This is a genomic window from Streptomyces sp. NPDC048192 (genome assembly GCF_043202415.1).
Taxonomy (GTDB): domain Bacteria; phylum Actinomycetota; class Actinomycetes; order Streptomycetales; family Streptomycetaceae; genus Streptomyces.
Map to the genome: position 1 here is coordinate 151772 of NZ_JBIDAL010000007.1, position 20957 is coordinate 172728.

The 20957-nt window shown below is 73.6% G+C and carries 18 protein-coding genes and 1 pseudogene; 11 read left to right on the plus strand and 8 right to left on the minus strand.

The genetic code is table 11. The features are described 5' to 3' along the window. Window positions 1-47: 47 nt before the first annotated feature. Window positions 48-1283: a molybdopterin-dependent oxidoreductase gene (locus tag ACGFZN_RS16455; RefSeq protein WP_393859144.1), complete on the plus strand. Its 1236-nt coding sequence runs from the start codon at window positions 48-50 to the stop codon at window positions 1281-1283. Between the two features lie 313 nt (window positions 1284-1596). On the opposite strand, the gene ACGFZN_RS16460 is transcribed toward ACGFZN_RS16455, so the two are convergent. From ACGFZN_RS16460 to ACGFZN_RS16470, 3 genes are read right to left on the minus strand one after another with little or no spacing between them, the layout of a single operon-like run. Next, window positions 1597-2361, minus strand: a complete 765-nt coding sequence (locus ACGFZN_RS16460; protein ID WP_393859145.1) for a class I SAM-dependent methyltransferase — start codon at window positions 2359-2361, stop codon at window positions 1597-1599. Next, a complete protein-coding gene (locus tag ACGFZN_RS16465) occupies window positions 2358-2975 on the minus strand; it encodes a DUF2064 domain-containing protein (RefSeq protein ID WP_393859146.1) in 618 nt (205 codons plus the stop codon). The genes ACGFZN_RS16460 and ACGFZN_RS16465 overlap by 4 nt, the downstream gene beginning before the upstream one ends. Further along, a complete protein-coding gene (locus tag ACGFZN_RS16470) occupies window positions 2972-3664 on the minus strand; it encodes a glycosyltransferase family 2 protein (RefSeq protein WP_393859147.1) in 693 nt (230 codons plus the stop codon). The genes ACGFZN_RS16465 and ACGFZN_RS16470 overlap by 4 nt, the downstream gene beginning before the upstream one ends. 111 nt (window positions 3665-3775) lie before the next feature. Here ACGFZN_RS16470 and ACGFZN_RS16475 point away from each other — a divergent pair. Both ACGFZN_RS16475 and ACGFZN_RS16480 read left to right on the plus strand, forming a co-directional pair. After that, window positions 3776-4507, plus strand: a pseudogene (locus tag ACGFZN_RS16475) (response regulator transcription factor); the annotation flags it as partial. Between the two features lie 398 nt (window positions 4508-4905). Next, on the plus strand, window positions 4906-6024 hold the full coding sequence (locus ACGFZN_RS16480) for a sensor histidine kinase (RefSeq protein ID WP_393859148.1): 1119 nt from the start codon (window positions 4906-4908) through the stop codon (window positions 6022-6024). A 53-nt stretch (window positions 6025-6077) separates the two neighbouring features. Here ACGFZN_RS16480 and ACGFZN_RS16485 read toward each other — a convergent pair whose 3' ends face one another. The 3 genes from ACGFZN_RS16485 to ACGFZN_RS16495 form a co-directional block, all read right to left on the minus strand. Next, complete coding sequence (locus ACGFZN_RS16485; protein WP_393859149.1) at window positions 6078-7079, minus strand: NAD-dependent epimerase/dehydratase family protein; 1002 nt, start codon at window positions 7077-7079, stop codon at window positions 6078-6080. A 110-nt stretch (window positions 7080-7189) separates the two neighbouring features. Then, window positions 7190-7648, minus strand: coding sequence for a hypothetical protein (locus ACGFZN_RS16490; protein ID WP_393859150.1), 459 nt, complete (start codon window positions 7646-7648; stop codon window positions 7190-7192). A gap of 109 nt (window positions 7649-7757) precedes the next feature. Further along, complete coding sequence (locus ACGFZN_RS16495) at window positions 7758-8207, minus strand: SPW repeat protein (RefSeq protein WP_393859151.1); 450 nt, start codon at window positions 8205-8207, stop codon at window positions 7758-7760. Window positions 8208-8576: 369 nt separating this feature from the next. Between ACGFZN_RS16495 and ACGFZN_RS16500 the strand changes: the two genes are divergently transcribed. Beyond that, window positions 8577-9449 carry an SGNH/GDSL hydrolase family protein gene (locus ACGFZN_RS16500; RefSeq protein ID WP_393859152.1) on the plus strand — a complete coding sequence of 291 codons (873 nt, stop codon included), beginning with the start codon at window positions 8577-8579 and terminating at the stop codon, window positions 9447-9449. 18 nt (window positions 9450-9467) lie between these two features. Here ACGFZN_RS16500 and ACGFZN_RS16505 read toward each other — a convergent pair whose 3' ends face one another. Continuing rightward, window positions 9468-10259 carry an SDR family NAD(P)-dependent oxidoreductase gene (locus ACGFZN_RS16505; RefSeq protein ID WP_393859153.1) on the minus strand — a complete coding sequence of 264 codons (792 nt, stop codon included), beginning with the start codon at window positions 10257-10259 and terminating at the stop codon, window positions 9468-9470. A gap of 87 nt (window positions 10260-10346) precedes the next feature. On the opposite strand from ACGFZN_RS16505, the gene ACGFZN_RS16510 reads away from it, so the two are divergent. From ACGFZN_RS16510 to ACGFZN_RS16530, 5 genes are all read left to right on the plus strand, one after another. Then, entirely contained in the window at window positions 10347-11198 is an 852-nt protein-coding gene (locus ACGFZN_RS16510; protein WP_393859154.1) for a helix-turn-helix transcriptional regulator, read from the plus strand. Between the two features lie 86 nt (window positions 11199-11284). Then, window positions 11285-11716 carry a 5-carboxymethyl-2-hydroxymuconate Delta-isomerase gene (locus ACGFZN_RS16515; protein ID WP_393859155.1) on the plus strand — a complete coding sequence of 144 codons (432 nt, stop codon included), beginning with the start codon at window positions 11285-11287 and terminating at the stop codon, window positions 11714-11716. 10 nt (window positions 11717-11726) lie between these two features. Next, window positions 11727-12386 carry a maleylpyruvate isomerase N-terminal domain-containing protein gene (locus ACGFZN_RS16520; protein ID WP_393859156.1) on the plus strand — a complete coding sequence of 220 codons (660 nt, stop codon included), beginning with the start codon at window positions 11727-11729 and terminating at the stop codon, window positions 12384-12386. Between the two features lie 273 nt (window positions 12387-12659). Beyond that, a complete protein-coding gene (locus tag ACGFZN_RS16525; protein ID WP_393859157.1) occupies window positions 12660-14840 on the plus strand; it encodes an MMPL family transporter in 2181 nt (726 codons plus the stop codon). Window positions 14841-15175: 335 nt separating this feature from the next. Beyond that, window positions 15176-16462 carry a phosphodiester glycosidase family protein gene (locus ACGFZN_RS16530; RefSeq protein WP_393859158.1) on the plus strand — a complete coding sequence of 429 codons (1287 nt, stop codon included), beginning with the start codon at window positions 15176-15178 and terminating at the stop codon, window positions 16460-16462. 15 nt (window positions 16463-16477) lie between these two features. Here the strand turns inward: ACGFZN_RS16530 and ACGFZN_RS16535 are convergent, their stop codons facing one another. Next, complete coding sequence (locus tag ACGFZN_RS16535; RefSeq protein ID WP_393859159.1) at window positions 16478-17491, minus strand: LacI family DNA-binding transcriptional regulator; 1014 nt, start codon at window positions 17489-17491, stop codon at window positions 16478-16480. A 150-nt stretch (window positions 17492-17641) separates the two neighbouring features. Between ACGFZN_RS16535 and ACGFZN_RS16540 the strand changes: the two genes are divergently transcribed. Both ACGFZN_RS16540 and ACGFZN_RS16545 read left to right on the plus strand, forming a co-directional pair. Next, window positions 17642-19471, plus strand: a complete 1830-nt coding sequence (locus tag ACGFZN_RS16540; protein ID WP_393859160.1) for a glycoside hydrolase family 2 protein — start codon at window positions 17642-17644, stop codon at window positions 19469-19471. Between the two features lie 131 nt (window positions 19472-19602). Continuing rightward, window positions 19603-20946, plus strand: coding sequence for an ABC transporter substrate-binding protein (locus ACGFZN_RS16545; protein ID WP_393859161.1), 1344 nt, complete (start codon window positions 19603-19605; stop codon window positions 20944-20946). The last annotated feature ends 11 nt before the right edge of the window (window positions 20947-20957 follow it).

The window sequence follows — 20957 nt, forward strand, 5'->3', positions numbered from 1 at the left end:
CCGGTCGCAGGCCCTTTCCCGGGGGTGTCGCGGCCTACGGTCGGGACATGCGCGATCACCCCCGGCTTCCCACTTCCCCAGGTTTCTGGCGCAGCCCGCTGCGCGGCCCCTGGTTCACCTCGGTGCTCGGCCTCGTGCTGCTCGCCGGCATCACCGTCCTGTTCGTGACCGGCCTGGTGTCGTACGCCGCCTACAACCCCGGCCTGGCGCGGGTGAACGACCAGACACCGGACAAGGGCCTCCTGGGCTTCTACCTCTTCGCCTGGCCCACCGGCCCGGTGTGGCTGTACCGGCTCACCCAGGGCGTCCACGTGACGCTCGGCATCACCCTGGTCCCCGTCCTGCTGGCCAAGCTGTGGTCGGTGGTGCCGAGGCTGTTCACCCTGCCGCCGGCCCGCTCCCTCGCCCACGCCCTGGAACGGCTCTCCCTGGTGCTGCTGGTCGGGGGAGGGCTGTTCGAGTTCACCACGGGCGTCCTCAACGTCCAGCTGGACTACGTCTTCCCCGGCTCGTTCTACCCGCTGCACTTCTACGGCGCCTGGGTGTTCTTCGCCGCGTTCCTGGCCCACGCGGCCCTCAAGACGCCGGCCGCGGTGCGCACCGTACGCGGCAGACGGCGGCCGGAGGCCGGCGACCTGGTCGCCCCGCGCCCCGACGCGCCCACCACCTCCCGCCGAGGTGCGCTGGGCCTGGTCGGCGGCGGTTCTCTGCTGCTGTTCCTGACCACGGTCGGGCAGAGCCTCGGCGGCCCCTTCCGCCGTACGGCCCTGCTCGCGCCCCACGGCACGGCCGACCCCGGCGGCGGCCCGAACGGCTTCCAGATCAACAAGACCGCCGCCTACGCCGGCATCACGGCGGCCGACAGGCACGAGGACGCCTGGCGGCTCGTCGTCACCGGCCGCACCGGAACCGTCCGGCTCAGCCGCGCCCAGCTGCTCGAACTGCCGCAGCACAGCTCCTCGTTGCCCATCGCCTGCGTGGAGGGCTGGTCCACCGCCGACCAGTGGTGGCGCGGAGTACGGCTGCGAGACCTCGCGGCGCTCGTCGGCTACGACGGCGATCCGCCGGACGTCCTCGTGGAGTCCCTGCAACGGCACGGCGCCTTCCGCCGTGCGGCCCTGCGCGCCAACCAGGTGGCCGACGGACGCTCCCTGCTCGCGCTCTTCGTCAACGGCGAGGAACTCTCCCCCGACCACGGCCACCCGGCACGGATCATCGTCCCCGCGGCGCCCGGGGTGATGAACACCAAATGGGTGGCCCGACTGACCTTCGGAGACCTGTGATGCCGCGACGCCCGAGCCTGGGCAGTCCCCTCCAACTGGTGCTGCTCGCCTGCTCCTTCGCGCTCGCCGCCTACGCCGGGATCCGGCTGTTCGCCGGCGACTGGTTCGGGGTGGCGCTGTGGATCGTGGGCGCCGCCCTGCTGCACGACCTCGTGCTGCTGCCGCTGTACACGGTGGCCGACCGGGCCGTCGTCCGCGGTCTCGGGGCGGCCGGACGGCGCGGCCGGACGCCGTACGTGCGCGTCCCCGCGCTGCTGTCCGGACTGCTGCTGCTCGTCTGGTTCCCGCTGATCAGCGGGATGACGGCCCGGCGCTACCGGTCGGCGACCGGACTCTCCCCGGACGGCTTCCTGACCCGCTGGCTGCTGATCACCGCCGTGCTCTTCGGCGGCTCGGCGCTGCTGCTGGTGCTGCGCGTGCTGCGGGTGCGCAGGGCGGCGAAGCACCGGGCGCCCGCGGACCACTGAGCGGCCGGACGCCACCCGGCCCCGCGCGCGTACCGCAGCAGGGCCGGGGTGCCCAGGCGCGCCCACGGGAACGGGGCGCCGGCGGTACCGGCGCCGCCGACCGTGTCGACCACCTCGACCCGGGCGCGCTCGTCGACGTGCCCCGGCACCGTCTCGGCGATCAGCAGTCCGCCGGGGCGCAGCAGCGCGGCCACCCGCTCGAGCAGGGCGGCCGGCTCCCCGCCGATGCCGATGTTGCCGTCCATCAGCAGCACGGTGTCCCAGCGGCCCTCGCCGGGCAGCGGCTCGAACACCGAGCGCCGCAGCGCCTGTCCGCCGAGCCGGACGGTGTGGTCGACGGCGGCCTCGCTGACGTCGATGCCGAGCACGGTACGGCCCCGGGCGGCGAGCTCCGCCACCAGCCGGCCCGGACCGCAGCCGACGTCCAGGACGGCGCCCTCGCAGCGGTCCAGCACCGCCCGGTCCACGGCGTCCGCGCGGGCGCACCAGCGCTCCACCTCCAGCGGCAGCAGCCAGCCGTCGGTGCGGCGCAGGAACAGCGGGCCGCGGCCGCTGCGCAGCGCGGCGGAGTACGGATCGGCGGCCGCCCAGGCGACGGAGCCGCCCGTCATCGCGGACCGGCCGGCGCGCAGCGGTCGAGCTGTGCCGCGAACCGGCCGTACGGGGCCAGCGCGGCGACGGCCCGGGCGTCGTCGGCGGTGTCGACGTCCCGCAGCCGCGGCAGCTCCCGCACCCGCAGCCCGGCCGCGAGCAGCCGTTCCCGCTGCACCGCCCCGGTCACCGGCGTCGACATGGGCACGCCCCGCAGCAGCGCGGGGTCGGGCCGGGCCAGGCCCAGCGCCCAGAAGCCGCCGTCCTCGGCCGGACCGACGTACGCGTCACAGCCCGCGAAGTCGACGGCGAGCAGCTCGGGCGTCACCTGCGGGGTGTCCATGCCGATGAGCAGCGCCGGCCCGGCACAGTGCGCGAAGGCGTCCGCCAGCCGCTCGTCGAGTCCCCCCGCGCACTGCGGCAGCAGCTCGAAGCCGGGCGGCAGCCAGGGGCCCGGCGTGCCGTCGAGGACGAGGACACGCCGGGTCGCGGGTGCCGCGGCCACCGCGTGCAGGGTGTCCACGAGCGCCGCCTCGGCGAGCCGTGCCGCCTGCCGCGGCGTGAACGGCGGGGTGAGCCGGGTCTTCACCCGGCCCGGCACCGGCTCCTTGGCGATGACGAGCAGCGTGGTCACCGTACGAGCTCCCCGCCGGCCGGGGTCTCCGCCAGCACGCGGCTCATGTCCCGCACGGCCTGCCAGGTGCCCCGCCAGGTGCCCGTGACCTTGGAGGCGCCGGTGCGCGGCCGGTAGGGCACGTCGCGCTCGGTGACGCGCCAGCCCGCGTCGGCCGCGCGGACGACCATCTGCAGCGGATAACCGCTGCGCCGGTCGGTGAGGCCGAGCGCGAGCAGCGGCTCGCGGCGGGCGGCCCGCAGGGGACCGAGGTCGTGCAGGCGCAGACCGGTACGGCGGCGCAGCATCCGGGCCAGCGCCAGGTTGCCGGCGCGGGCGTGCACGGGCCAGGCGCCGCGGCCCTCGGGACGGCGCCGGCCGAGGACCAGGTCGGCCGCGCCGTCCCGGATCTCCCGTACGAAGGGCACGAGCTGCGCGGGGTCGAGGGAGGCGTCGCAGTCGCAGAAACACACGATGTCGGCCGTGGCCGCGGTCAGTCCGGCGTGGCAGGCGGCGCCGAAGCCGCGGCGCGGTTCGTGCACCACCGTCGCGCCGAGTGCGCGGGCGATGCCGGGGGAGCCGTCGGTGGAACCGTTGTCGACGACGAGGGCGCGCCAGCCGGCCGGGATCCGGCCGAGCACCCAGGGCAGGGCACCGGCTTCGTCCAGGCAGGGCAGCACCACGTCGACGTCCGCAGAAGTGGTCGTCACGGTTTCACCCTACGAACGTGGATCGGGCGAATCGGACTCATGGTCCTTACGAAACGCGGACGCCCGGCCCGCGGCCCCGCGGCGGCGGGCACGCGGTGCGAGGCTGGAGGCATGCACTCGCCGTACGAGCCCCGAGGGACCGACGCCGCCGGCGCGACGGCCCGGATCCTGGTCGTGGACGACGATCCGACCGTCGCCGAGATCGTCACCGGATACCTGCACCGCGCCGGCTATGTGGTCGACCGCGCCGACGACGGCCCGACCGCCCTCGTCCGCGCCGCCGAGCACCGGCCCGACCTGGTGGTGCTCGACCTGATGCTGCCCGGCATGGACGGACTGGAGGTGTGCCGGCGGCTGCGGGACGGCGGGCCCGTGCCGGTCATCATGCTCACCGCCCGCGGCGACGAGGACGACCGCATCCTCGGCCTGGAGGTGGGCGCCGACGACTACGTCACCAAACCCTTCAGCCCCCGCGAACTCGTCCTGCGCGTGGAGTCCGTGCTGCGCCGCAGCCGCCCCGCCGCCACCGGGCACCGGCTGGCCGCGGCCGGGCTCCGCGTCGACCCCGATGCCCGCCGGGCCACCAAGAACGGCCGTGAACTCGCCCTCACACTGCGGGAGTTCGACCTCCTCGCGTTCTTCCTGCGGCACCCGGGCCGCGCCTGCAGCCGCGAGGACCTGATGCGCGAGGTGTGGGGCTGGGACTTCGGCGACCTGTCGACCGTCACCGTCCATGTCCGGCGGCTGCGCGGCAAGATCGAGGACGACCCGGCCCGCCCCCGGCTGATCCGGACGGTCTGGGGCGTGGGCTACCGCTTCGAACCGACGGCCGACACGAGCGCCGACACCGGCGCCGAGGGGGGCTTGAGGACTGGGGCCGAGCGGGGCTTGGGGACTGGTTCCGAGCAGAACTCCGAGCCCGGTTCTCGATCCAGCTCCGGTACCGGTGCCGAGCGGGGCTTGGGGACCGGCGCCGAATCGGGTTCCGAGCCCGGCTCGAGAACCGGCACCGATCCCGGCTCCCCGTCCGGCTTCGAAACCGCCTCGGGGTCCGGATCCCGGCCCGGCATGGAAACCGGGTTGCCGTCCCACTCCGTGCCCGCCTTCGAGACCGGCACGGAATCCAGCCCCGAGGCCCACTCCGTGCCCGCCTTCGGAAACGGCACCGCGTCCCGCTCCCAGCCCGGCGCCGAAGCCGGCCCCCAGCGCGGTTTCGGTGCCGGCGAGGCGGTGGGCTGAGCATGCGGGCCACTCTTCTCATCGCCCTGTACGCGTTCGCCGGCGCCGCGGCCGCGGGTGCCGCCGGAGCGGGGCTGCTGCGGCTGCTCCGGCGCCGTTCGCTCACCGCCTCCATGGCCGTGGTCGCGTCGGTCGGCGTCGTCGCGATGCTCGCGGGCACGCTCGCCGTCGCCTGGGCCATGTTCCTGTCCTCGCACGACCTGAGCGTGGTCACCACGGTCGTCGCCATGGCAGCCGTGGTCTCGCTGGTCACCGCGCTGCTCCTGGGCCGCTGGGTGGCCGCCCGCAGCCGTGAACTGGCCGACGCGGCCCGCTCGTTCGGCGACGCCGGCGCCTTTGCCGCCCCGCACGGGCCGGCCACCGCCGAACTGGACGCGCTCAGCCGCGAGCTGGCCGCCACCAGCGCGCGGCTCGCCGAATCCCGGGAGCGGGAGCGCGCGCTGGAGAAGTCCCGCCGCGAACTGGTCGCCTGGATCTCGCACGACCTGCGCACCCCGCTGGCCGGACTGCGCGCCATGTCGGAGGCGCTCGAGGACGGCGTGGCCGCCGACCCGGACCGCTACTTCAAGCAGATCCGCACCGAGGTCGAACGGCTCAACGACATGGTCGGCGACCTCTTCGAACTGTCCCGCATCCACGCGGGCACCCTCCCGCTCAGCCCCTCCCGGATCTCCCTGTACGACCTGGTCGGCGACGCACTCGCGGGCGCCGACCCGCTCGCCCGGGAACACGGCGTACGTCTCGTGGGCGACCGCGTGGAACCCGTGCCGGTGGAGGTGGACGGCAAGGAGATGACCCGGGTGCTCGGCAACCTCCTGGTCAACGCGATCCGCCGGACTCCCGCCGACGGCACGGTCGCGGTGGCCGCCGAGCGCACCGCCGACGGAGTGGTCCTGTCCGTCACCGACGGCTGCGGCGGCATCCCCGAGGAGGACCTGCCGCGCGTCTTCGACACCGGCTGGCGCGGCACCGACGCCCGGACCCCGCCGGCGGGCGCGGGCCTCGGCCTGGCCATCGTGCGGGGCATCGTGGAGGCCCACCAGGGCCGGGCCAGCGTGCGGAACATCCCCGGCGGGTGCCGCTTCGAGGTGACACTGCCGGTACCGGCGCCGGCGCCCTGAGCCCCGGGCGCCGTACCCGTTCGCAGCGGCCCAAGACGGCGGCGCCCGCGCGGTCACTCATCACGAGGTACGGCCCCGGCGAACTCCCGCATGCCTTCGGCGAACCCGACCTGCGGCTTCCAGCCCAGGTCGGCCCGCAGCCGCGAGGAGTCGGCGGTGATGTGCCGTACGTCCCCCAGCCGGTACTCCCCGGTGACCACGGGCTCCGGACCCCCGCACGCACCGGCCAGTGCCCGCGCCAGCTCGCCGACGGTCCGCGGCTCGCCGCTGCCGGTGTTGTACGCCGTCAGCACGCCCGGTGCGGGCTCCGCCTCCAGGGCCGCCACGTTCGCCGCGGCCACGTCCCGGACGTGCACGAAGTCCCGCCGCTGCCGGCCGTCCTCGAAGACCCGCGGGGCCTCGCCGCGGGCGAGCGCCGAGCGGAAGAACGACGCGACACCCGCGTACGGGGTGTCCCGGGGCATCCGGGGCCCGTACACGTTGTGGTAGCGCAACGACACGGCCGAACCGCCGGTGCTGCGGGCCCAGGCGGCGGCCAGGTGCTCCTGGGCCAGTTTGGTCGCGGCGTACACGTTGCGGGGATCGGGCGCGGCGTCCTCGCCGACCAGGCCGGGGCTCAACTCCGCCCCGCAGCGCGGGCAGGAGGGCTCGAACCGGCCCGCGTCCAGATCGGCCACGGCCCGCGGGCCCGGCCGTACGACCCCGTGCCGCGGGCACGCGTACCGTCCCTCCCCGTACACCACCATCGAGCCCGCGAGCACCAGCCGCCGCACCCCCGCCCGGGCCATGGCCGCGACCAGCACGGCCGTGCCGAGATCGTTGCGCGAGACGTACTCCGCCGCGTCGGCGACGCCGTCGCCGAGGCCGACCATCGCCGCCTGGTGGCAGACGGCGTCCGCACCGGCCAGCGCGCGGGCGACGGCCGCCGGGTCGCGCACGTCCGCTCCGGGATCGTCGCGGACGTCGTACACGAGCGGCTCGTGCCCGCTCGCCCGCAGCGCCTCGACGACATGGGACCCGATGAACCCGGCACCGCCGGTGACCAGTACACGCATACGGCCACGCTAGAGGCGGCCGGCACCGGTGGCGGGCGGCACGGCCGGTGCGTCACCACTCGGTAAGACACTCCGCAAGAGGTGCGGCCGAGCCCGCCCCCGGTCCGGGCTCAGCCCGTCCTGGGGCCCCGGTGCGCGTCGAACCGTTCCCACGCCGCGGCCCACTGCTCCATGCGCCGCTCGTCGATCCGGCTGCGCACCGCCCGGGTCCCCGCCCACACCAGGCCGCCGGTCGCCGCCGCCGCCATCAGGGCGGCGACGGCCCTCCCGCCCGGCGACTGCCCGGTGGCGGGATGCCGGGGCTGCGGCGCGTCGCCTGCGCCCCGCGGGCTCGGGGACTGGGCGCTCTCGGGGTCCACCAGCGCCGTGGCGGCGGGGCGGGACGGGGCCGGCCGCGGCGTCATGTGGCCCACGGCGTCCGCGGTCAGCAGCCCCACGACGAGGCCCGACACCAGGGCGACGGTCCAGGCGGCGAGCAGCAGCCAGGCGTCGACGACATCGCTGCGCCGCCGCAGCGGGTTCCGGCGCCACCGCCAGCCGCGCACCCGCGTGCTCCGAGGCCTCTTCAACGCTGCCACCCCCTCGGTCGCTGCGGCCGGCCCCCGGCGGCCTCGGGGCCGGGCCGGGCGTGCCGCGCGGCGGTGTCCGCCGCCGCGGCACGCGGTCGGTTTCAGATGGTCACCGCGGGGCGCGGCGGGCGAGACCCACGGTCAGCCCCATGGCCGCACAGCCCAGCAGGAAGGTGATGGCGCCCAGCCAGCAGTTGTTCCAGATGATGCCGGCGCGTGCGCCGTGGGTGGCCGTCACCACCCAGGGGGAGATCAGCAGCCACACGCCGAACGGCGCGACCACCCAGGCCAGGCGGAACATCCGCTCCGGGGCCAGGGCCAGACCCAGGCCGATGAGGCCCACGGTGATGCCGACGATCAGGTTGTTCACGGTGATGTTCGGGTTGGTCGCCGCGAAGTGCACGACCCAGGGCGAGATGGCGGCGTACACACCGGCCAGGAGGATCAGGCCCTCGACCATGATCGCCTGGCTGCTGGACGCCGTACGCTCGAGCCGTTCCCGCATCTCGGCGATCTCGGGGTGCCCGGACATCCCGGTGGAGTGCTGCGGATACGACATCTCGGCCGCCTCCTCTGCATGTCCGTAGTGTCCTTGTGTCACGACGCGTTCCCCCACATGGGGGAATTAGCGGCTTTTGCCCGTATTTGCTCAGTGATGTGGGTCACAGTGACGGACGAGGTTCTAAGAATCTCTGTCAACAGCGTTGACTGCGCGCTGCGGCGCCCGCACATTACTTATCGGTAGGACCAGCGGTAACCCCGCGAAACAGCACGTCACGGCCGTTGTGGTGGGTGCCCCACGCCCGCGCCCCGACGGCCGGCACCGCCGCACGCTCTGAGCCGCCGCGTTCTCACGCACCGGGCCCGTGCGGGCATCCCCGTGCCCGCCCCCGGTGTCCCCGTCCCGAGAAGAGAGAGCCCCACGCCCATGCCCAAGTCCGCCCTGCGCCGTGTCATGGCCGCGACGACCGCGCTCGCCGGCGCGCTGGTCCTCGGTCTCACCGCCGCCCCCGCCCAGGCCTCCACCACCCTGAACTACGTCGCCCTCGGCGACAGTTACAGCGCCGGCTCCGGCGTCGTGCCCATTGACACGAGCAACCTGATCTGTCTGCGCTCCACGGCGAACTACCCGCACGTGCTGGCCGCCCGCACCGGCGCCCGGCTGACGGACGTCACCTGCGGCGCCGCCCAGACCAAGGACTTCACCTCGTCGCAGTACCCCGGGGTCGCCCCGCAGGCGGACGCGGTCGGCGCGGACACCGACCTGATCACCCTGACGATCGGCGGCAACGACAACAACACCTTCATCGGCGCCATGCTGGCCTGCGGCAGCGCGGGCCTGCTCAGCGCGGGTCAGGGCAGCCCCTGCAAGGACCTCTACGGCTCCTCCTTCGACGACACCATCGACGCCAAGACCTACCCCGCGCTGAAGAACGCGCTGCGCGCCGTGCGCGCCAAGGCCCCCAATGCCCGGGTCGCCGTGCTCGGTTACCCCTGGATCACACCCGCCGAGGCGGATCCGTCCTGCTTCGCCAAGCTGCCGATCGCCTCCGGCGACGTGCCGTACGTGCACGCCCTCCAGGCCCATCTCAACGCGGTCGTGCAGCGCGCCGCGGAGGAGACCGGCGCCACGTTCGTGGACTTCTCCCAGGCGTCGGAGGGTCACGACGCGTGCCAGGCCGCCGGCACCCGGTGGATCGAACCGCTGCTGTTCGGGCAGAACCTCGTCCCGGTCCACCCCAACGCGCTCGGCGAGCAGCGCATGGCGGAGCGCACCATGAGCGTGCTCGGCCTCGGCTGACGCCCGCGCCCGGCGTGCTCAGGCGCGCGCGCCGCCGTCGACCCGCAGCACCGTCCCGGTCACGAAGGAGGCACGGTCGCTGAGCAGCCAGGCGGCGGCCTCGGCGATCTCCTCCGGCGCGGCCCCGCGGCGCAGCGGGGTCAGCGCCGTGAGCCGGTCCTGCAGCCCGGGGGACTCCGCCTCCCAGGCCCGGATCATCTCGGTCAGCGTGTTGCCGGGCGCGATCGCGTTGACGCGGATGCCCTCGGGGCCGTAGGTCACGGCGGCCGACTCGGTCAGGCTGTTCACCGCCCGCTTCATCGCGCCGTACGCCGGGAGTTCGGGGTTGCCCCGCAGGCTGCCGATGGAGGAGTTGTTCACGATGGCGCCGGTCCCGGCGGTGGCGCGGATGGCGGCGACCTCGGCGACCATGGCCAGCCAGACGCTCTTGAGGTTCACCGTGTACAGGCGGTCGAAGTCGGCCTCCGGCAACTCGTCCATGGGACCGGGCGACTGGATGGCCGCCCCGTTGTTGAAGGCGACGTCGAGGCGGCCGTAGAGGTCCACGGTACGGTCCACGGCGGCCCGCACACTCGCGGTGTCGGCCAGATCGCACACCACGTAGTCCGCGGTGCCGCCCGCGGCCCGCACCTGCTCCGTGACCGCCTTCAGCTGCTCCTCCGTGCGGGCCGCCAGCAGGACCCGGGCGCCTTCCCGGGCGAACAGCCGCGCGGCGGCGGCGCCGATGCCGCGCCCGGCGCCGGAGACGAAGGCGGCCTTGCCGGCCAGCAGTCCCCGCCCGGACGTGTCCTTGCTCGGTGTGTCGTCCATGGCAGCGAGCCTGCGTCCACCGGCGGGAGTCATCCAGGCACCGCCAGTACCTGGATCGCAGGCCCGGCCACCGCGCACACTGGAGGCGTGGACCGAGCAGAACTGGCGGGCTTCCTGCGCAGCAGGCGCGAGCGGATCAGCCCCGCCGACGTGGGCATGGCCGCGGGGCCGCGCCGCCGCACACCGGGCCTGCGGCGCGAGGAGGTGGCGCAGCTGGCGTTCATCTCCACCGAGTACTACACCCGGCTCGAGCAGGCCCGCGGCCCGCGCCCGTCCCGCGAGGTGCTGGCCGGGCTGGCCCGCGCCCTGCGGCTCACGGACGCCGAGCGCGAGCACCTGCACCTGCTCGCCGGGACCCCGCCGGCCCCGGCGCCCGGACCCTGCCGCGAGGTGCGGCAGAGCATCCTCGACCTGGTGCACCGGCTGCCGCAGTCCGCCGCCTTCGTCACCTCGGCCACCCTGGAGGTGCTCGCCTGGAACGAGCTGGCCGCCGCCCTGATGGAGGACTTCTCGGCCCTCTCCCGCCGTGACCGCAACCTCGCGCGCCGCGCCTTCCTCGGCCCGCGCCCCGGCGAGCGGCGGCTGTACGGCGTGTCCGACGTGGCGGCGTTCTCCCGGCACGCGGTGCACCGCCTGCGCACGGCCGCCGCCCGCTACCCCGACGACCCGGAAGTGGCCGGTCTGGTCCGTGAACTGCGCTCCAACAGCGAGGAGTTCGCCCGGCTGTGGGACTCCCATGACGTGGACGCGCAGCCCGCGCACCGCAAGACCTTCCGGCACCCCCTGGTCGGGCCGGTCACCGTCGACTGCGACGCCCTCGACATCACCGGCCGGGACCAGCAGGTCGTGATCTACACCGCCGTCCCCGGCACGCCGTCCGATCAGGCGCTGCGACTGCTGGCGGTGCTCGGCACCCAGCGCATGGACACCGCCCGCTGAACCGGACCCGCCGTACGGCGCCTCGCGGCATGAGGGAAAATAGTTGCCCGAAGTAACTACGGGGAACCGTGAAAGGCCGCCCTCCCATGCCGCACCTCACCATCGACTACTCCTCCCGGCTGGCCGGAGCGTTCGACGCCCGCGCCTTCGTGGCGGAACTGCACCCGCTCGTGGTGGAGGAGTCGGGCACCTCCGGGGTGTGCAAGACACTGCTGCGGCCGGCCGAGACGTACGTCGGGGACGCACCGGGCACCCAGGCCTTCTTCGTCCACGTGGAAGTCGGCCTCATGCCCGGCCGTTCCGAGGCGCGCAAGGCGCGCCTGTCCGAGAGCGTGCTCGCCCTGCTCGGCAAGCATCTGCCCGCCGGCGACGGTGACCGGGAGCGGGTGTTCCTCTCGGTGGAGGTGCGCGACCTCGCCGCCTCCTACCGGCTCTCGCCGTCGGCGCGGTTGAGCCGGCCGGGGGAGCCGGGCCGGGAAGGCCCGAATGCGATTGTCCGCCGGACCGGGCCGCACTAGCGTGCCGCCGGTGGACCTCTTCGCACACTCCTGGACGGCACTGCGCACCGCGGTCGCGGAACTCCCGGACGAGGACTTCGAGCGGCCGTCCGGCTGTGCCGGCTGGCTGGTGCGGGACCTGGTGTGCCACCTGGTCATCGACGCCCAGGACGTCCTGATCACCCTGGTGACGCCGGCCGGCACCGAACCGACCGTGGACGCGGCCACCTACTGGAGGCTCGTCGATCCGCCGACCGGGGACGACCCCCTCGACGCCCTGATACCCCGGCTGGCCGCCGCCTACGGCGAGCCCCGCCTGCTCAAGTTCCACCTGGACGACGTCGGTTCGGCCGCGGGCCGCGCCGCCGCACTCGCCGACCCGGCCGCCCGCGTCCGCACCCGCGACGACGTCCTGACCGTCGGTGACTATCTGACCGCGTACGTGCTGGAGTGGACCCTGCACTACCTCGACCTGATCGCCCATCTGCCGACGGGGCCGGTCGCCGGGCCGCCCGCCGAAACCCTCGCGGCAGCGCGCGCCTTGCTGGAGGAGATCACCGGGACCGCGTTCCCCGGCTCCTTCTCCGACACGGACGCGCTGCTGGTGGGCACCGGACGCCGCGCGCCGAGCGACGCCGAAAGTGCCGCGCTGGGCGACGTGGCCGGCCGGCTGCCGTTCGTCCTCGGCTGAGCGGGCGCCGTCCGCTCCGCCGTCTCCCGCGCCGGAAACCGCCCTCTTCCAGGGGAGTTCACGCGTTCCTCTGTACGCCCCCGTCCGCCGTGGGCTTGAAACTCACTCGAACCCCGGACCACCTGATGAGATGATCTTCGCGCCGGGTCACTACCATGTGGCCCACAAGACAACCATCCAACCGGTCCGTCACGTACGTGCCGTTCTGGGTCGCCGATGCCAGGGACCGCTCCCCGGGCTGCGGTGATCTTCCTGCCCAGGAGGACCTTCCGCATGTTCCGACGAATTGGCAGCACCGTCGTCCGACATCCCGTGTGGACGATCGTGGCATGGCTGATCGCCGCGGTGGCGATCGTCGCCACCGCGCCGAGTCTGCCCTCGAACAGCGACGAGAGCAGTTTCCTGCCGAAAAGTTACGAGTCCATCAAAGCGGCGGATCTCCAGCAGAAGGCGTTCCCCAGCGCCTTCACGCCGTCCGCGATCGCGCTGTACCAGCGCACGGACGGCGGCAGGCTGACCGCCGCCGACAAGAAGGACGTCGCCCGGATCACCACCGAGCTGGGCGGCAAGCACATCGACCAGGTGCAGAAGGTCGTCCCCGGCCCGCCGTCCAAGGACGGCAGGTACGCCCTCACCCTGGTGCAGATGGACAGCAAGAACGCCGGTCAGCCCAAACAGGCCGACGCGGCCAAGGTGTTGCGCGACGACGTCAAGCAGCTGGCCAAGGGCACACATCTCGACGTCAAGCTCGGCGGCTCCGCCGCCCAGGCCCTCGACCAGCAGGACTCGTCCAAGCGAGGCCAGGCGCTGATCGGCTTCGGCACCTTCGCGATCATCCTGGTGACCCTGCTGATCATCTTCCGGGCGCCGATCCTGGCCGTCCTGCCCCTGGTGCTGATCGGCCTGGTCTCGGCCGTCGCCAACGGCCTGATCGCCTACGCCACCAAGCTGTTCGACCTCCAGGCGAACAGCTCCATCTCGTCGATCCTCATCGTCGTCCTCTTCGGCGTGGGCACCGACTACTTCCTGTTCCTGATGTTCCGCTACCGCGAACGGCTGCGCGCCGGTGACGAGTCCAAGGAGGCCATGATCAACGCGGTCGGCCGGGTGGGCGAGGCCATCGCCTCCGCGGCCGGGGCCGTCATCATCGCCTTCCTCGCGCTGGTGCTGTCCACCCTCGGCTTCCTCAAGCAGATGGGCCCGGCGCTCGCCATCGCGGTGGGCGCGACCCTCGTCGCGGGTCTGACCCTGATCCCGGCCGTGGTGTCGCTGATCGGGCCGAAGGTCTTCTGGCCGTCGAAGTCCTGGCAGAAGGAACCGGAGAACGCCCGCTTCGCCGCCCTGGGCCGCGGGGTGCAGCGCCGCCCCGCACTGACCGCCGGGCTGTCCGGTCTCGTCCTGCTCGCGCTGTCGGTCGGCATCTTCGGCTACCACGCCACGTTCGACCTGGCCTCGGGCTCCATGCCGAAGACCAAGGAGTCCATGGTCGTCCAGGACCAGATGCAGAAGGCGTACTCGGCCGGTGCCGCGGCGCCCACCGACGTCTACCTCTCCAGCAGCGACGGCAAGCCGCTGGACAAGTCGGGCTTCGCCGTCTACGCGCAGAAGCTCGGGGCCGTGGACGGCGTCGCCAGCGCCCGGATGACACAGCTCAACAAGGACGGCACCACCGCGGACTTCACCGTCACCCTCAAGTACGAGGCGTCGACGGACAAGGCCATCGACGCGGTGGGCAAGGTGCGCGACGTCGCCCACGCCAACGCGCCGGACGGCACCAAGGCGCTCGTCGGCGGCATGTCCTCGATCTACAAGGACATCAACACCGCGGTGAACCACGACTACAAGACGGTCTTCCCGGTGGCCGCCGTCCTCATCATGATCATTCTGGGCCTGCTGCTGCGCAGCGTGGTCGCCCCCTGGTACCTGATGGCCTCGGTGGGCCTCGGGTTCGGCGCCACCCTCGGTGCCACTGTGTGGATCTTCCAGAAGGGCGAGGGCCACTCGGGGCTGATGTTCATGCTCCCGGTGATCATGTATCTGTTCGTCGTCGCCATCGGCACCGACTACAACATCCTCATGATCGCCCGGCTCCGGGAGGAGGCCCGCGAGGGCCGCGAGCCGCGCGAGGCGGCCGGCATGGCACTGCGGCACGCCGGGCCGACCGTTGCCGCGGCCGGCTTCATCCTGGCGGCGACCTTCGCCACGATGATGCTGGCGGGCAACTCGCTGCTCACGGAGATGGGTTTCGCGGTCTCCTTCGGCATCGCCGTCGCCGCCTTCGTCATGGCGATGTTCTTCACCCCGAGCCTCACCGCGCTGATCGGCCACGCCGCGTGGTGGCCCGGGCACGGGGACCGCGCCGAGGTGACGGACGCCGGGTCCGGCGGGTCCGCCCCGGATGCGGTCAGCGGCGACTACCCGGCCGCCCACGATCCCGCGGGACGCCGCAACTAGCGGAAACGGACGGGTGACTGACGGGGAGTTCTGCCGGGCGAGGACGGCCCGGCGGGGCTCCCCGTCGGCGTCCGCGAGTCGACACCGCGGCGCCGGCCGCCGGTTGCGTGGGCGCCGCACGGGCTGCCGGGGCCGACCGGGCCGGGATCCGCGTGCTCCGGTGCCGTGCGGGGTGCTCTCCGTGCGGCAGGCCGCACTGCCCCGACGGCTCCGGCGCTATGCCGTTCCCTCCCGCTCTCCCAACCCACCCCGCATCACCGGTCGTTCACCCAACCGGGACCGGCACATCAACCGCCGCACGGGTAATCGTCCGCCACACCGAGCACCCTCACGGCATGGCATCCACCTCGCACAGACCCGGGCCCGTACGCGTGGCCGCGCTCGCGGCGGCCGCCCTACTGCTGCTGCTCGCGCCGCCCGCCGGCCGGGCCGCCGCGGCCGAGCCGGCCCTCCCGCTCGGCGACCCCGGCCTGACGGAGACCCGCACGACGCAGACGCTCGCCGAGGGCGTGACCCTCACCCGTATCGTCCGCGGGACCGAGCCCGCCCCGGCCGACCAGATCAACACCACCACGCGCGGCCCCTGGACGGTCGACGTCCTGACCATCGACCCGCGCACGGCGCGCGGCCACCTGCGGGCGACGTACGGCCCCGACCTGGCCCGCACCGAGAAGACGACGGACCTCGTCCGGTCCTCCGGCGCCCTGGCCGGCGTCAACGGCTCCTTCTTCACCTTCACCGCCAGCCAGGACTCTCCCGGTGACCCCGTGGGGCTCGGTCTCTACGACGGGCGGCTGCTCAGCGAGCCCACCGGTGACACCGCGGAGGCCGACTTCGTCCTGGACGCGCCCGGCAACCGCGCCGTCATGGGCAGGCTGAGCTGGTCGGGCAGCCTGCACAACCGGCGGACCGGCGCCACGCTGCCGCTGACGTACATCAACCATCCGCCCGTCGTCCCGGCGGCCTGCGCCGGTCTGACGGATCCCACCCAGTGCACCGCCGCCGGTGACGTCGTGCGCTTCACCCCCGAGTTCGCCGCCTCCACGCCCTCCGGCGCGGGCGTCGAGGCGGTCCTCGACCGGCACGGGTGCGTCGTCCGCACGCAGCGCACGCGCGGCACACAGCTGGCCGCCGGCCAGACCTCGGTCCAGGCCACGGGCGCCGGCGCGGCGGCCCTGCTGCGCACCGTGGACGGCGGCTGCCTGCGCACCGACTCCGTGCTGACCGACGAGCAGGGCCGGCGCGTTCCCGTCCACCCGGGTCTGTTCGGCGTCAACGGCCGCTACCGGCTCACCGCGCACGGCCGGATCGTGGTGCCGGCGGGCTCGGGCAGCTTCTTCGACCGCAACCCGCGCACCATCGCCGGCACCACCCGGGACGGCAGGATCGTCCTGGCGACCGTCGACGGACGCATGACGACCAGCGTCGGCACGACGATGGCCGAGACGGCGGCGGTCGCCGACGCGCTGGGCCTGACCGACGCGGTCAACCTGGACGGCGGCGGCTCCACCACCCTGTCCGTCGAGGGCGTCCTGGTGAACCACCCCAGCGGGCCCGCCGAACGCGCCGTGGGCGACGCCCTGGTCTTCGTGCCCGGCCCGTACCGTCCCGCCGAGGGCTGAGCGCGCCGCCGCCGCTCAACCTCCCGTGCTCTCCCGCACGATGACCCGGTGCCCGGCCACATGGTCGCGCACGGCAGCGGTGTCCGGGTCGTCGATCCGCTCCAGCAGCAGCGACACGGCGACCCGGGCGATCTCCCGTTTGTCGGGGGCGACCGTGGTGAGGCTGGGCACGCTGAACCGGGAGGCCTCGATGTCGTCGAAGCCGACCACGTCGAGGTCTCCCGGCACCGAACAGCCGTGCTCGTGCAGGGCGCGCAGGGCGCCCAGCGCGAGATGGTCGTTCAGGCACAGCAACGCGTCCGGCCGCTGCTCCCGTGCCATGAGTGCGCCGGCGGCGCGCAGACCGTCCTGCCAGTGGAACGCCTCCACCGGCACCACCAGCCCGGCGTCGAAGGGCAGTCCGGCCGCCTTCAGGGCCTCCCGGTAGCCCTCGGTGCGCAGCCGGTCGGTGCCCTGCGGGCCGCGCAGCGCGCCGCCGATGACGGCGATGCGCCTGCGTCCCCGCGCCAGCAGGTGCTCGGTCGCCTCGCGGGCCGCCAGGACGTTGTCGATGCCGACGTGGTCGGTGCCGCCCTTGGCCGAGCGCTCCCCGAGCAGCACGACGGGCAGCCGCCGGTCCCGGGTGGCGAGGTCGCGGGGGAGCAGGGAGAGCGGGCTGAGGATGACGCCGTCGGAGAACTGCGCGTCGAAGCCGTGCAGTGCCGCGAGTTCCCGGTCGCGTGCCGCTCCGGTCTGGTGCAGCAGGACCGTACGGCCGCGCCGGCCGGCCTCGGCCATGACGTGCTTGGCCAGCTCCGCGAAGTAGGCGACGTCGAGTTCCGGGACCGCCAGGGTGATCATGCCGGTGCGGCCCTGGCGCAGCTGCCGCCCGGCGATGTTGACCCGGTAGCCGAGGGCGTCGATGGCCTCCTGGACGGCGGCGCGGGTCCGCTCCGAGACGTGCTCGAAGTTGTTGATCACGTTGGAGACGGTCTTGGGGGAGACGCCGGCGTACTCCGCCACGTCCTTGATCCTCGGTCTGGCCGCCACGCTGCTCCATCCTTCCGCCTGCCGTGATCGTACCGACCGTCACGAATCGATTGCGGGCCCGGTCATCTTCTCCCGACGGGTTTACATCGATGTAATCCCATGGTGCCATGTGTCCCGCACCGATCCGCACCTGCCTAGGCGAGGAGCCCCATGCCTGTCCCGCACGCCCCGGACGTGCCGCGTCCCGAACACCCCAGGCCGCAGTTCGTGCGCGACGCCTGGCTCAATCTCAACGGCGAGTGGCAGTTCGAGATCGACCGGTCGGACACCGGCCTGGAGCGAGGCCTGACGGACCGGGAACTCACCGGCACGATCCTCGTGCCGTTCTGCCCGGAGTCGACGCTGTCCGGGATCGGGGAGACGGACTTCCTGGAGGCGGTCTGGTACCGGCGGACCGTGACCGTGCCCGCCGCCTGGGGCGACGCCCGGGTGCTGCTGCACTTCGGCGCCGTGGACCACGACACCACGGTCTGGGCCGACGGCACCGAGGTCGCCCGGCACCGCGGCGGCTTCACCCCGTTCACCGCCGACCTCGGCGAAGTCGCCGCCGCGGGGCAGGAGGTGACCATCGTCGTCAGGGCCCGGGACAGCAGGCACGGCGTGCAGGCGCGCGGCAAGCAGTCCACCTGGTACGCCAACTCCCACTGCCACTACACCCGGACCACCGGGATCTGGCAGACGGTGTGGCTGGAAGCGGTCCCGCGCGCCGCCGCCCTCAAGCGGCCCCGCATCACACCGGACCTGGCGTCCGGCTCCTTCTTCCTGGACCTCCCGCTGACCGCCAACCGGCCCGGCCACCGCGTCCGCGCCACCCTCGCCGACGAGCGGGGGGAGGTCGTCGGCGCCGAGACCCGCGCCGATCTCGACCTGTGCCCCCGGCTCGTCCTGCCGCTGCCCGCCGACCGGGTGCGCCCCTGGTCCCCGCAGGACCCGCACCTGTACGACGTGACCCTGGACCTCCTCGACGCCGACGGCGCGGTCGTCGACAGCGCCCGCTCCTACGCCGGCCTGCGCTCGGTCGCCGTCGACGGCAGGCGGCTGCTGCTGAACGGGCGGCCCGTCTTCCAGCGCCTCGTCCTCGACCAGGGCTACTACCCGGACGGCCTGATGACCGCGCCGAGCGACGCCGACCTGGTCCGGGACATCGAACTCGGCCTCGCCGCCGGCTTCAACGGCGCCCGCCTGCACCAGAAGGTCTTCGAGGAGCGCTACCTCTACCACGCCGACCGGCTCGGGTACCTGGTCTGGGGCGAGTTCGGCGACTGGGGCTGCGAGGTCGGCGTCCGCGACGACAACCAGCGCCCCGACGCCTCGTACGTCGCCCAGTGGCTGGAGGCCCTGGCACGCGACCACTCGCATCCCTCGATCGTCGGCTGGTGCCCGCTGAACGAGACCTACCAGCCGCTGCACGACCGCATCACCCAGCTCGACGACGTCACGCGGGCCATGTTCCTGGCCACCAAGCAGGCCGACCCCACCCGGCCGGTGATCGACGCCTCCGGATACGCCCACCGGGTCGCCGAGACCGACGTGTACGACTCCCACTGCTACGAGCAGGACCCGGCCGTCCTCGCCAAGACCATGAGCGGTCTCGCCGAGGGAAGGCCGTACGTCAACGCGGCGCCGGACGGCCGGCCGTGGTCGGTGCCCTACCGCGGACAGCCTTACTTCTGCAGCGAGTTCGGCGGCATCTGGTGGGACCCGGAGGCGGCGTCCGAGGCGGCCGGGAACGAGCCCGGCAGCTCCTGGGGGTACGGCGAACGACCGCGCAGCGCAAAGGACTTCGTCGAGCGTTTCACCGGCCTCACCGGCGTGCTGCTCGACGACCCGGACATGTTCGGCTACTGCTACACCCAGCTCACCGACGTCTTCCAGGAGCGCAACGGGGTCTACCGGTTCGACCGTTCCGAGAAGGTCGACACCGCCCGGCTGAGGGACGCCCAGACCCGCCCCGCGGCCTTCGAGAGGACGACGCCCTGACATCGCCGCCTTCCGCGTGAGCGGAGGCAGCACACCCCTGCCCGAGATTTACATCGATGTATGTTCCGTGAGGGTGGTGAGGCCGGCGCACACTACGTCCGCCGCCCCCACCGCCCCGGGAAAGGAGCCCCATGACCGGCATCCCCGCACCCGTCGGTCCACCCGGCCCGACCAGGCGCCGCGCCCTGACCGCGGCCCTCGCCTCCGCAGCAGCCGTCCTCGGCGCCGGCGCGCTCTCCGGCTGCGGATCCGCGCTCGCCGCCGACGACTCCACCGTCCGCCTGTGGGACCTGTTCAGCGGCGCCGACGGCGGCCTGCTCAACGACATGGTGCGCGCCGCCCGGCCCGACATGCCGGGCACGCGCATCCAGCGCACCGTCCTGGAGTGGGGCACCCCGTACTACACCAAGCTCGCCATGGCCTCCGCCGGCGGCCGGGGTCCCGACGTCGCCGTGGCGCACATGTCCCGCCTCGCCGGTTACGCGCCCACGGGGCTGCTCGACCCCTGGGACCTCGACACCCTGGCCGAGTACGGCATCCGGCGCGAGGACTTCGCCGACGCGGTGTGGTCCCGCACCCAGTTCGAGGGCAGGACGTACGCGGTGCCGCTGGACACCCACCCCTTCATCGTCTTCTTCCACCCCGAACCGGCCGCCAAGGCAGGCCTGTTGAAGAAGGACGGCACCCTGGACGCGGAGGCGTTCGACTCGCCCGACAAGTTCCTCGCCGCCGGCCGGGAACTGGCCAGGGCGTCGGGCAGACAGGGCATCGCCTTCGGCTATGTCACCGACACCGCCCAGGGCTGGCGCCTGTTCTACGGCCTGTACCGGCAGACCGGAGGCGCCTTCCGGCTCCCCGCGGGCGGCCCCGCCGAGGTCGACGAGGACCGCATGGCCGAGGTCATCGCCTTCATGGCCAAGCTGGTCGACGGCCGTGTCAACCCCCGGCAGCTCGACTACGCCGCCGCCATCGCCGCGTTCGCCAACCGGCAGACCGCCATGATCCTGTCGGGCGAGTGGGAGCTGGCCACCTTCCGCGCCGCCGACAAGAACGTGGGAGCGGCGCCGTTCCCCACCGTGTTCGGCACCCCGGCCGTCTACGCCGACTCGCACTCCTTCGTCCTGCCGCACCACCCGCACCCCGATCCCGGGCACCGCCGCCGCGCCCACCGCGCGGTCGCCGCCCTGCTCAAGGCCGGCCAGATCTGGGCCACCGCCGGCCACATCCCCGCCTACCGCCCGGTGACCCGCACGAAGGCGTACCGGAACCTCGAACCGCAGGCCCACTACGCACAGGCGGCGAGCCATGTCGTGCTCGACCCCGCCGTCTGGTTCGCCGGCGCCGGATCCGACTTCCAGAACGCCATGTCCCAGGTCCTCCAGCAGGCCCTCCTCGACGGCCTCGCCCCCGACCGCGCGGCCCGCGCCATGGTGCGGCGCCTGAACACCTTCCTCTCCAAGCCCAGCCCGGCCTGACCGGCTGCGGA

Coding starts and splice junctions, on each gene's coding strand:
- ACGFZN_RS16495 (WP_393859151.1), bottom strand. CDS start 8,207: ATGTCGTATCCGCAGCACTCCACCGGGATGTCCGGGCACCCCGAGATC.
- ACGFZN_RS16525 (WP_393859157.1), top strand. CDS start 12,660: ATGTTCCGACGAATTGGCAGCACCGTCGTCCGACATCCCGTGTGGACG.
- ACGFZN_RS16515 (WP_393859155.1), top strand. CDS start 11,285: ATGCCGCACCTCACCATCGACTACTCCTCCCGGCTGGCCGGAGCGTTC.
- ACGFZN_RS16480 (WP_393859148.1), top strand. CDS start 4,906: ATGCGGGCCACTCTTCTCATCGCCCTGTACGCGTTCGCCGGCGCCGCG.
- ACGFZN_RS16505 (WP_393859153.1), bottom strand. CDS start 10,259: ATGGACGACACACCGAGCAAGGACACGTCCGGGCGGGGACTGCTGGCC.
- ACGFZN_RS16455 (WP_393859144.1), top strand. CDS start 48: ATGCGCGATCACCCCCGGCTTCCCACTTCCCCAGGTTTCTGGCGCAGC.
- ACGFZN_RS16460 (WP_393859145.1), bottom strand. CDS start 2,361: ATGACGGGCGGCTCCGTCGCCTGGGCGGCCGCCGATCCGTACTCCGCC.
- ACGFZN_RS16540 (WP_393859160.1), top strand. CDS start 17,642: ATGCCTGTCCCGCACGCCCCGGACGTGCCGCGTCCCGAACACCCCAGG.
- ACGFZN_RS16530 (WP_393859158.1), top strand. CDS start 15,176: ATGGCATCCACCTCGCACAGACCCGGGCCCGTACGCGTGGCCGCGCTC.
- ACGFZN_RS16485 (WP_393859149.1), bottom strand. CDS start 7,079: ATGCGTGTACTGGTCACCGGCGGTGCCGGGTTCATCGGGTCCCATGTC.
- ACGFZN_RS16545 (WP_393859161.1), top strand. CDS start 19,603: ATGACCGGCATCCCCGCACCCGTCGGTCCACCCGGCCCGACCAGGCGC.
- ACGFZN_RS16500 (WP_393859152.1), top strand. CDS start 8,577: ATGCCCAAGTCCGCCCTGCGCCGTGTCATGGCCGCGACGACCGCGCTC.